Origin of the sequence: Mycobacterium sp. E2462, from assembly GCF_001672685.1 — a bacterium.
Lineage (GTDB): Bacteria > Actinomycetota > Actinomycetes > Mycobacteriales > Mycobacteriaceae > Mycobacterium.
On the sequence record NZ_LZKC01000215.1, the window covers coordinates 1 to 9,828 of the forward strand.

Annotated in this window: 10 protein-coding genes; 3 read left to right on the forward strand and 7 right to left on the reverse strand. The window is 68.5% G+C overall.

The features are described from left to right. On the reverse strand, positions 1-1,165 hold a 1,165-nt coding region (locus A5714_RS10865), incomplete at its 3' end, for an MFS transporter (RefSeq protein ID WP_068285158.1). Positions 1,166-1,218: 53 nt separating this feature from the next. Between A5714_RS10865 and A5714_RS10870 the strand changes: the two genes are divergently transcribed. Further along, complete coding sequence (locus tag A5714_RS10870; protein WP_082959687.1) at positions 1,219-1,920, forward strand: GntR family transcriptional regulator; 702 nt, start codon at positions 1,219-1,221, stop codon at positions 1,918-1,920. An 18-nt stretch (positions 1,921-1,938) separates the two neighbouring features. On the opposite strand, the gene A5714_RS10875 is transcribed toward A5714_RS10870, so the two are convergent. From A5714_RS10875 to htpG, 3 genes are all read right to left on the reverse strand, one after another. Continuing rightward, positions 1,939-2,154 (reverse strand): hypothetical protein, encoded by a 216-nt coding sequence (locus A5714_RS10875; protein ID WP_068285147.1) that lies wholly within the window; start codon positions 2,152-2,154, stop codon positions 1,939-1,941. 106 nt (positions 2,155-2,260) lie between these two features. After that, positions 2,261-3,361 carry a radical SAM protein gene (locus A5714_RS10880; RefSeq protein ID WP_068285160.1) on the reverse strand — a complete coding sequence of 367 codons (1,101 nt, stop codon included), beginning with the start codon at positions 3,359-3,361 and terminating at the stop codon, positions 2,261-2,263. Between the two features lie 54 nt (positions 3,362-3,415). Next, a complete protein-coding gene (htpG, locus tag A5714_RS10885; RefSeq protein ID WP_068285162.1) occupies positions 3,416-5,362 on the reverse strand; it encodes a molecular chaperone HtpG in 1,947 nt (648 codons plus the stop codon). A 114-nt stretch (positions 5,363-5,476) separates the two neighbouring features. Here htpG and A5714_RS10890 point away from each other — a divergent pair, with 114 nt between their 5' ends. After that, positions 5,477-6,097: a TIGR03085 family metal-binding protein gene (locus A5714_RS10890; RefSeq protein WP_068285148.1), complete on the forward strand. Its 621-nt coding sequence runs from the start codon at positions 5,477-5,479 to the stop codon at positions 6,095-6,097. A gap of 26 nt (positions 6,098-6,123) precedes the next feature. On the opposite strand, the gene A5714_RS10895 is transcribed toward A5714_RS10890, so the two are convergent. Continuing rightward, the gene (locus tag A5714_RS10895) at positions 6,124-6,837 is read right to left on the reverse strand and encodes a VIT family protein (RefSeq protein WP_068285150.1); all 714 of its coding nucleotides are present in this window, start codon (positions 6,835-6,837) and stop codon (positions 6,124-6,126) included. A 273-nt stretch (positions 6,838-7,110) separates the two neighbouring features. Here A5714_RS10895 and A5714_RS27095 point away from each other — a divergent pair, with 273 nt between their 5' ends. Further along, positions 7,111-7,755 (forward strand): chitin-binding protein, encoded by a 645-nt coding sequence (locus A5714_RS27095; protein ID WP_082959685.1) that lies wholly within the window; start codon positions 7,111-7,113, stop codon positions 7,753-7,755. Positions 7,756-7,872: 117 nt separating this feature from the next. Here A5714_RS27095 and A5714_RS10905 read toward each other — a convergent pair whose 3' ends face one another. After that, positions 7,873-8,508: a class I SAM-dependent methyltransferase gene (locus A5714_RS10905; RefSeq protein ID WP_068285154.1), complete on the reverse strand. Its 636-nt coding sequence runs from the start codon at positions 8,506-8,508 to the stop codon at positions 7,873-7,875. Next, positions 8,505-9,437 carry a class I SAM-dependent methyltransferase gene (locus A5714_RS10910; protein WP_068285156.1) on the reverse strand — a complete coding sequence of 311 codons (933 nt, stop codon included), beginning with the start codon at positions 9,435-9,437 and terminating at the stop codon, positions 8,505-8,507. The genes A5714_RS10905 and A5714_RS10910 overlap by 4 nt, the downstream gene beginning before the upstream one ends. Positions 9,438-9,828: the final 391 nt, after the last annotated feature.

Genomic DNA, 9,828 nt, shown 5'->3' on the forward strand with positions numbered 1-9,828 from the left:
TGACGCCCGCGCCGACGAAACGCCCGAACGATGTGCAAAACGCGAACGCCGTCGCCCGCACCCGCGTCTCGAACTGCTCGGGCAGCCACAGGCTGAACAGCGCGAAGTTGCCGCCGAAGAAGCCGAGCAAGAACAACCACGCGATGAACAGCACCAGGCCGTCGTGCACAGAGAAGGCCCAGCCGAAGCTGCCGACAATCGAAATCACCATGCCGGCAAAGTAAATGGCGGCGGTCTTACGCCGCCCCACCCGCTCGGCCAGGATCGGCAACACCAGACAGCCCAGGATGGTGCCGATCGACAGCAGCCCCGTGGCCAGCGACGCGGTCTTGGTGGCGCCGCCCTTGTCGAAACCCGCCCTCTGCGCCAGCTGGATGACGGCGGTAGGTTCGTAGACGGTGCCGGCCCAAAGCCCGACGATCGCGATCGTCACCAACGCGCACGCCACCCAGGTGCGGCGGCGGTAGCGCGGCCCCAGGATTTCCCGCAACGGCCGCACCGGTGCCGCGGCGCTGGCCTCCGCCTGCTGCCACTTCTCGGTCTCCTGGACCCGCGTCAGGATCACGATGGCGACCACGACCGGCACCGCACCGGTCAGAAACATTGCCCGCCAACCGAAGTGCACGCCTACCGTGTAGTTCAGCGCGGCGGCCAGGAAGAAGCCCGCGTAGTAACCCGTCTGCAGGTATCCCGCGCCCATCTTGCGTCGGTCCTCCGGCCACGCCTCGGCCACGTAGGTTCCCGCGAGCGCCCACTCCCCGCCGATCCCGACGCCGGCGATGAATCGGAATGCGGCCAGCTCCCAGACGTTCTGCGCCGCCGCCGAGAGCCCGGTGAAAATCGCGAAGGTGAAAATGGTCGCGGCCAGCACTTTGGTGCGCCCGAACCGGTCGGCGATCGGCCCCCAGATGAACGACAGACCCCAGCCCACCAGGAACAGGGCGAACAGGATGGATCCGGCGAGACCCACGTTCGCCGGTGTCGCGGTGTATCCCGATCGCGGCAACAGCTCGGTCAGTGCGGGCGTGAGGACGAGCGCGTAGATGAACGAGTCCATCCCGTCGAGCGTCCAGCCCGTCCAGGCGCCCCAAAAGCCGGCGATCTGGGAACGATTCAGCGGTGTCTTACCGGGCGTCCGCTGCACCCGCTCTGTCGTTGAGCTCAAGCCGGCCTCCGTGTTGTTCTGGTGACCCCCGCCATATTGTATATAATTTTGTGGTGCAAAACACCACACCGGCGTCGCCCGTCGGCTCGTTGCCGGCCAGATCGGGACGGGCCGGGCATGGCGGAACGGCGCGGGCAATCGCCGATGCGCTACGCAAAGCGGTCGTTGACGGCGACCTGGCGCCGGGGACACCCTTGCGCCAGGACGCGATAGCACGTCAGTTCTCCGTCAGCGCTATCCCGGTTCGCGAGGCACTGCGCCAACTCGAGAGCGAGGGCTGGGCGAAGGTCGAGACGAACAAGGGCGCTGCGGTGGCGCCGTTGTCGGCCGACGACGCCCGCGAGATCTATGAGATCCGCGCGGCATTGGAAAGCCTGGCGATCGGCATTGCCATTCCCCTGCACACACCGGCGTCACTGCGGCACGCCGAGGCGCTCTGCAAGGCGGCCAAGGCCGAAACCGATCCCTCGCTGTATGTTTCGCGCAACGAGGCGTTCCACCTGAGCCTCTACGAACCGGCCGCGCGGCCCCGGCTGTTCGACCTGATCCGCACGCTGCATCAGCGTGGCGAACGCTACCTTAGGCTCAAGTTCTCGCTGCCTTCCTTCAAGAGCGAGTCCGACCGCGACCACGCGGCCTTGATGAGAGCGGTGCGTCAGCGCGATGTCGCGAAGGCGCAGGCGCTGGTCAGCCGGCACCTGCTCGACACCGGTGAACTGCTACACCGCGTGCTGCGCCAGGGCGAGCAGAACTGATGCGGCGAGCCGCTCGGCTCAGCGCGACTCGTGGCGGCGGCTCACCGGCGCGGTGAATCCCTGAGTGTCGTCGAAGAACGCCCAGCTGCCTTCGTCGTTGACCTCCATGCGCCAGCCGAGTTCCGAGTTGTCTGCGATGTACGCCGTGAACCAGGCGTAGGCGGCCTCGGCGCTGCTGAAGTTCTTTGCCGCGACGATCGCGCCGTGCGGATCGATCACGCGAAACTCGGCCATGGTGTGAGATTATCCCCGCCGCACGCGTTTGAATCCGGTTTGCGGTCGAGGCTCGGCCGCAGATTGGGGGCGCGCGGGGCGGCTCGTTGCCGAGCGGGCGGCGCCGTCAGGTCCAGTACAGCGCCCGAGCCGCGGGCAGCACCCCCGCCAGCTCGGCGTCGAACCAGGACCGCATCTCGGTCATCGTGTCCTTGGGATACACGAACTTGGCTGCGCCGAACTTGCCGATCTTGCGCGTCCGTTCCGCCTCGTCCATCTCGAGCTTGGTGCGCGGATACCAATCGAGCAGCACCTTCTTGCTGGCCGCGCTGAATCGGTGGGTGATGCACTCCACCGTGAGATCCACGCCCGGGACGTCGTCGAGGGCCGCGGCGACGTCCCGCAACAACGTCCCGTAACCCTCCCGCCAGCCCGGGATCGGCATGATCGGGGCGATGGTCAGCCCGACGCGATACCCCGCCTGGGCGAGGGCCCGTAGCGCGGCGATGCGCCGGGGCAGCCGTGCGGTGCCGCCCTCGAATCGCGCCGAGACCTCGGGGGCGTTGACCGACATTCGCACCCGGGTACGGCCGGCGTGCGGCAACGCCAGCAGCGGCGCGACGTCGTCGAACTTGGTGGTGAACCGCAGTCCGACCGGCGCCGCCCACTCGCGCGTTCCGACGTGGGCGATGGTGGCCGACAACGACCCGGTCAGGTGCTCCAGGGCCAGTGGGTCGGTGTAGCACGACGCCTCGAAGGTGGTGCCCTCCTCGGCCCGATCGGCCGAGGCGGAGGTGATGGTGCCGCGACCGACGTATCCGTCCATCTCGCCCAAGATCTCGGGCAGGTTCGCGTACACGCGGGTGATCGGCGGCCCGGACAACGATCCGGCCAGATAGCAGTACTGGCAGTGCGCCGGGCAGCCCTCGGCGAGGTCGATGCGCCAGTCGGCACTAGGCGGGATCGGTTGCAGGCGCCGCTTGCTGGGCGGCGCGACGACGACGGCGAGGGTGCGCTTGGCGAGCGCGTACGCGGCGCGGTCGCTCTCGGCGCGCGTCGGCGGTAAGCGGTCGCCGGCCAGCACGACGATGTCGGCAACGCCGGCGGCCTCGCATCGCGCGACGATGGCGGCACCGTGCGGCAGGTCGGACGCCGACTTGGTCACTAAGACTCGCGACGGCACCCACAGGGTGGGTGCGGACGTGGCGAATTCGTGCGTGGACGTCATCACCCAGTTCAACGGTCGCGCGCCGCCGGCCGATCCCCGATCAGCAGTGAGGTGTCACACCGTGCGCGTCAGCCGGTCGGCGAGCAGTTCGGCAAACCTGGCCGGGTCGTCGAGGGCCCCGCCTTCGGCGAGAAGCGCTGTGCCGTAGAGGAGCTCGGCGGTCTCGGCGACGGCCGGGTCGTCGGCGCGGTCGTGCTGTGCTTCGCGGAGGCCGGTGACCAGCGGGTGGTGGGGATTGAGCTCGAGGATGCGCTTGCCGGCGGGGATGTCCTGCCCGGACGCGCGGTACAGCCGCGCCAGAGCGGGCGTGATACCGAACGCGTCGGTGATCAGGCAGGCGGGCGAGTCCGTCAACCGGTTGGAGAGACGAACCTCCTTGACATGGTCGGCGAGAATGTCCTTCATCCACGTCAGCAGGTCGGCGAAGTCCTTTTGCTGTTCCTCGCGCTCGGCCTCGCTCTCGTCCCCGTCGGCGTTGAGGTCCACCTCGCCCTTGGCGACGGACTGCAGCGGCTTGCCGTCGAACTCGGTGACGGTGCCCACCCACACCTCGTCGACCGGATCGGTGAGCAGCAGCACCTCGTAGCCCTTGGCCTTGAACGCCTCGAGGTGCGGGCTTTTGAGGATCTGCTGGCGCGTCTCCCCGGTGGCGAAGAAGATCTGCTCCTGACCTTCCTTCATCCGCTGCACGTACTCGGCGAGCGTGGTGGCCTCCTCCTCGCTGTGCGTCGAGGCGAAAGACGAGATCTGCAGCAGGGTTTCGCGATTGTCGAAGTCGTTGAGCAGGCCCTCCTTGAGGACCCTGCCGAACTGTGTCCAGAACGTGCGGTAGTCGTCGGGCCGCTCGGACTGCAGATCCTTGATGGTGGACAACACCTTCTTGGTCAGGCGGCGGCGGATGGCTTTGATCTGCCGGTCCTGCTGCAAGATCTCACGGGACACGTTGAGCGACATGTCTTGTGCGTCGACCACGCCCTTGACGAAGCGCAGGTATTCGGGCATCAGCTCGTCGCAGTCGCCCATGATGAAGACGCGCTTGACGTAGAGCTGGATGCCGGTCTGCGCGTCGCGGTTGAACAGGTCGAACGGCGCGTGCGACGGGATGAACAGCAGTGCTTGGTATTCGAACGTGCCCTCGGCCCGCATGACGATGACCTCGAGCGGATCGTCCCAGGCGCGGGCGATGTGCTTGTAGAACTCCCGGTACTCCTCTTCGGCGACCTCGTCCTTGGGGCGGGCCCACAACGCCTTCATCGAGTTGAGGGTCTCGGTCTCGATGGTCACCGTCTCCTCGCCGGCCTCCCCCTCCTCGTCCAGGGCGGCGGGTGTGCGGGTCTCGACCTCCATCCGGATGGGCCAGGCGATGAAGTCGGAGTACTTCTTGATCAGGTTGCGGATTTTCCACGGCGAGGTGTAGTCGTGCAGCTCGTCCTCGGCGTCCTCGGGCTTAAGGTGCAGCGTCACCGACGTTCCCTGCGGCGCGTCGTCGACCGATTCGATGGTGTAGGTGCCCTCACCGGCCGATTCCCAACGGGTGGCGGCGCTTTCGCCGGCCTTGCGGGTGAGCAGCTCAACCTTGTCGGCGACCATGAAGCTGGAGTAGAAGCCGATGCCGAACTGGCCGATCAGCTCCTCCGAGGCGGCCTCGTTGCCCTGGCTCTTGGCCTCGCGCAGTTGCTGGCGCAGCTCGGCGGTGCCCGACTTGGCCAGCGTGCCGATCAGGTCGACGACCTCGTCGCGCGTCATGCCGATGCCGTTGTCGCGAATGGTCAGGGTGCGCGCGTCTTTGTCCGCCTCGATGTCGATGTGCAGATCCGAGGTGTCGACGTCGAGGTCCTTGTTCCGGTAAGCCTCCAGGCGCAGCTTGTCCAGGGCGTCCGAGGCGTTGGAGACCAGCTCCCGCAGGAAGGAATCCTTATTGGAGTAGACGGAGTGAATCATCAAATCCAGCAGCTGCCGTGCCTCTGCCTGAAACTCCAACTGCTCGACGTGCGCGTTCATGACGTTTCCCGGGTCTCCCTTCGTGGACATGACCACTCAAATTTACCGAGCCGCCGGCTCGCGGTGTTCGGTGGACCCGCCCTGCCCCGCGGCCGCCGGCTCTAGTCTGAACAGATGTCTGTAGCTCAGCGCGAACGCGCCGCCCTTGTGGAGACCATGCGCAGCGTCGGGCCGGAGGCGCCCACGCTGTGCGAGGGGTGGAAGACCCGCGACCTGGCCGCGCACCTGGTGATCCGCGAGTACCGCCCGGACGCGGCGCCCGGCATCCTCATCCCCTTGTTCGCGTCTCACACCGAGAAGGTGCAAAACAAGGTGGCCGACCGGACCGAATGGGACGAGCTTGTCGACAAGATCGCCGCCGGTCCCCCGCTCTACTCGCCACTCAAAGCGCTCGACCCGGTGGCCAACGTGGCCGAGATGTTCATCCATCACGAGGACGTGCGGCGCGCGCAGCCGAATTGGACGCCGCGGGAACTGGCGCCGGACCTCAGTGCGGCGCTGCGCCGCACCCTGTCGCTGATGGCCCGGTTAACCCTGGCCAAGGCCCCGGGACGGGTGGCGTTGCGCACCACGGAGGGCAAGACGGTGCTGACGGCCGGGCAGGGGCCCGCCGTCACGGTCACGGGCGCGCCCGAGGAGTTGCTGTTGTTCGCCGTGGGGCGGCACGCCAACGTCGACCTCGCCGGTGACCCGGCGGCGGTACAGGCCGTGCGGGACGCCCCGAAAGGGTTGTAGCCGAAAGCTGGTGCCGACGGACTCGGTCAACCGATCGCGGCGCCGACCAGGTGGCCGATCGCGTAGGTGATCGTGAGCGCGAGACCCCCGCCGACGGCGTTGCGCACCACGGCGGGTCGCCTCGCGGCGCCTCCCAACGATGCCGACACCGCGCCGGTGGCGACGAGGGCCAGCAGCACCGCGACGGCGGTGACGGGAACTCGCCACGTCGCGGGCGGGGCCAGGATGGCGACCAGCGGCAGCAAGGCGCCGATCGCGAAGGACAACGCGGACGAAAACGCCGCCTGCCAGGGGTTGGTCAGCTCGTCGGGGTTGATGCCGAGTTCGATCTCGGCGTGCGCGAGCAGGGGGTTGACGTCGGTGAGCTCCTCGGCCACCCTGCGCGCGGTTCCCGCCGTCAGGCCCTTCGCTTCGTAGAGCGTCGCGAGTTCGTCCAGCTCCGCCGCGGGATCCGCGTGGAGCTCCCGACGCTCCTTGCTCAGCAGCGCCTTCTCCGTGTCGCGCTGGGCGCTGACGGAGACGTATTCGCCGAGCGCCATCGACACGGCCCCGGCGACCAGTCCGGCGCTTCCGGCCGTCAGGATCGGGGCGCGCTGCACCGTGGCCGCGGCGACTCCGACGACGATGCCGGCGGTGGACACGATGCCGTCGTTAGCTCCCAGCACGCCGGCGCGCAGCCAATTCAACTTGGCCGACACCGATCCCGCGTGGGGTTCGTCGGGGTGAACGGTATTGGACACGGCGGCAACACTAACGGCCTGAGCTCGGTCCCACCAGCCAACGTAGGCTTGCCAAATCAGCCGGTAGAGCCGCTTTTTTGACCCGCGCTCCGACGGCGTCGGGGGCGGATGAGGGGCACGACGGCGCCAGGCGGGGCCTCGCGCCGCGCGGTTCGCCGTAAGGGCAAACGCTGCGCATGGGGCTTTCACAGCCGCGACATAAGGTGGTTACTTAGGGTCTCAATGTGTAAGGGGGGAATTCTCAGGAATTCACTAGTAGATAGGTGAAGGACTATGCAGCTCAAACAATTCGTAGGGGGGATCGCGGTCGCCGGTGCTCTCGGCGCCGCGGCGCTGGGCATGGGCACCGGGCTGGCCAGTGCCGCCCCCGGCCCCGGAGGCCCCGGGGCGGGCGGCCACGGCGCTCCCGGGGGCCCCGTGCCCAGTGATTTCCACGCGCCAACCGCTCCCGGCGGACCGGGCGGCCCCGGTGGGCCCGGCGGTCCCGGACCGGGTGGGCCCGGTGGTCCCGGTGGCGGTGGCCATCCCGGCGGCCCCGGACCCGGCGGGCCCGGCGGACCCGGCCACCCCGACGGCCCCGGTGGACCTGGACCGGGCGGACCCGGCGGACCCGGCCACCCCGGTGGACCCGGTGGACCGGGCGGTCCCGGTGGACCGGGCGGACCCGGCGGCCCGGGCGGGCCGTGGCACGGGGATGCTCAGCGGGGCTACTTCCACGGAGCTCCGTGGGGCGATGGGCCTGGCCCCTGGGGCCCGGGGGCTCCCCCGCGGCCGGCGTGGGATCGGCCGCTACCGCCGCCCGGTGCGCCGTGGGGTTACGGCCCGATCAACTACTACGGCTACCAGGAGACTCCCATTTGGGACCCCGGCTTCAACCAGTGGGGTTTCTGGCTCTTCGGAGTGTGGATCCCGCTGTGACGGTTAGCTGACACAACGCCCGCTTCGCCGAATGGCGGAGCGGGCGTTGTCGTTGGGGAGTTATGTCGTTGGGTTGTTAATTGTCCGACGCGCGATGGTCGTTCGTCGCGTCGGTCGTCACCCCTTGGTGCCGACGGTGATGAGGTCGGAGACGAAACGCGTCCACGCGGGACGCGGGATCCGGTGCTGGTCGGTGATGGTGAATCCGGCCGATTCGAACAGGGATCGGAATTCCGCCGGGGAGGCGTTGTGTTGCGGCTTCCACTTGCTGGAGCCGGGCGTCTGCAACAGGGGCCGGCGCGTGCTCAGCGCCGAGACGGCGACGAGCCCCCCGGGAGCCAGGACGCGGTGAAACTCGCGCAGGGCCGCCGGCTGGTCGAAGAAGTGGAACGCCGAGGTCGTCACGACGGCATCGAGCTGACCGTCGTCGAACGGAAGCTGCTCGGCGGGGCCGCGCAAGAACTCCACCTGGTCGGTCCTGGCCCGAGCCTGGCCGAGCATGCCGTCGGACATGTCGACGCCGCAAATCTTCTCGGGCTGCAGTTCACGCTGGATGCGGTCACTCAAAATCCCTGTGCCGCAGGCAACATCGGCGATCTTGCGCGCGCCGTGGGCCCGCAACTGCGCGATCACCTCGTCGTGCGGGGGGCGGTAGACCCACTGCTGCAAGAACGGCAGGTCGTAGACCGGTGCGAGAAAACTCCACAGGCCGGTGACCGCGTCGTTCAGGCCGCGTCGCTGCGCCGACGTCATTTGTCCAGCACCGAGCTGTAGTAGATGGTGTCGGCCATCGACACGGAATCATTGGTCTGCGGTATCGCGGCCAAACCGTTCTCGGCGAACAGGTCGCTCATCTTCTTCCCGTGCGAAGTCCACCCCAGATTGCCCAGGTAGTCGGCCACGTCGTTGCGGTCCCCCTCGAAACCCAGTTCTTCCCAATCCAATTCGAAGCCCTGCTCCCGCCACCTGGCGGTGGCGCGGCGCATCATCTCCCGCGCCTTCTCCGTATCGAGGTCCGGCCGGTCCGGGATGGCCTCGACGGCCAACCGGCTGCCGCGAGCGCTGAGACCTGTGATGTTGTCCAGCAGCCGGTCCTGCGCCTCGGGCGGCAGGTAACCGAAGAGACCCTCGGCGATCCACGCGGCGGGCTGGTTGGTGTCGAAGCCGGCTTCGGTCAACGCTTTCGGCCAGTCCTGCCGCAGGTCGATGGCCACGGTCCGCAGGTCGGCCCGCGGCGCGGCGCCCAACTGGGCCAGGGTGGTCGACTTGAATTCGATGACCTGCGGTTGGTCGATCTCGAAGACCGTCATGCCGGCCGGCCAATCCAGCCGGTAGGCGCGCGCGTCCAGTCCGGACGCGAGGATCACCGCCTGGCGAATGCCCGCCTCCGTGGCGGCCTGGAAGAAGGAGTCGAAAAATCGGGTGCGGGCGGCCATCGCCGCGGGCATGTGTTCGAGCTTCCACGTGGACTCGTCGTCGTCGACGTCCGCGGCGGCGAGTTCGCCGTCGGCCCACCGCGTGAAGAAGTCCACGCCGACCGCGCGGACCAGCGGCTCGGCGAACGGGTCGTTGATCAACGGGTCGTCGGCCTTACTCGCGATCGCGCGGGCGGCCGCCACCATCGTCGCGGTGGCGCCGACGCTGGTGGCCAGGTCCCAGGTGTCGTTGTCCGTACGTGCCATGTGGGTGCCTTCCCCCTCGGAATCACATGTTACTTAGCCAGTATAACGAAACGCAGCGCGCGGGAGTTCCCGCGCCGCGTTTCGCGGGGCAAGGCCGGCGCCGGTTAACGCCGACCCGGCAACCCGGGGCCGCCCGGTCCGCCGGGCCCGCCCGGTCCCCCGGGTCCGTTGGCGGCGGGGAGCACGAACACGCACTGGTTCATCTCGACGCTCCAGGCCCACCCAGGGGCGCAGTCGCCGTCGGCGCGACCGGTCACCGGCGTGAGGACCCCCGGCACCCCCACGAGCCCGAGAGCCAGTGCGCCGACCGCCGAGCGCCGCAACACCTGTCTCATCGCCGACCCGGGCACAATGAGGGACGCCGAAGATCGGACGACAACGAGATGAGGTC

Coding starts and splice junctions, on each gene's coding strand:
- htpG (WP_068285162.1), bottom strand. CDS start 5,362: ATGAACGCGCACGTCGAGCAGTTGGAGTTTCAGGCAGAGGCACGGCAG.
- A5714_RS10910 (WP_068285156.1), bottom strand. CDS start 9,437: ATGGCACGTACGGACAACGACACCTGGGACCTGGCCACCAGCGTCGGC.
- A5714_RS27095 (WP_082959685.1), top strand. CDS start 7,111: ATGCAGCTCAAACAATTCGTAGGGGGGATCGCGGTCGCCGGTGCTCTC.
- A5714_RS10875 (WP_068285147.1), bottom strand. CDS start 2,154: ATGGCCGAGTTTCGCGTGATCGATCCGCACGGCGCGATCGTCGCGGCA.
- A5714_RS10890 (WP_068285148.1), top strand. CDS start 5,477: ATGTCTGTAGCTCAGCGCGAACGCGCCGCCCTTGTGGAGACCATGCGC.
- A5714_RS10880 (WP_068285160.1), bottom strand. CDS start 3,361: ATGACGTCCACGCACGAATTCGCCACGTCCGCACCCACCCTGTGGGTG.
- A5714_RS10905 (WP_068285154.1), bottom strand. CDS start 8,508: ATGACGTCGGCGCAGCGACGCGGCCTGAACGACGCGGTCACCGGCCTG.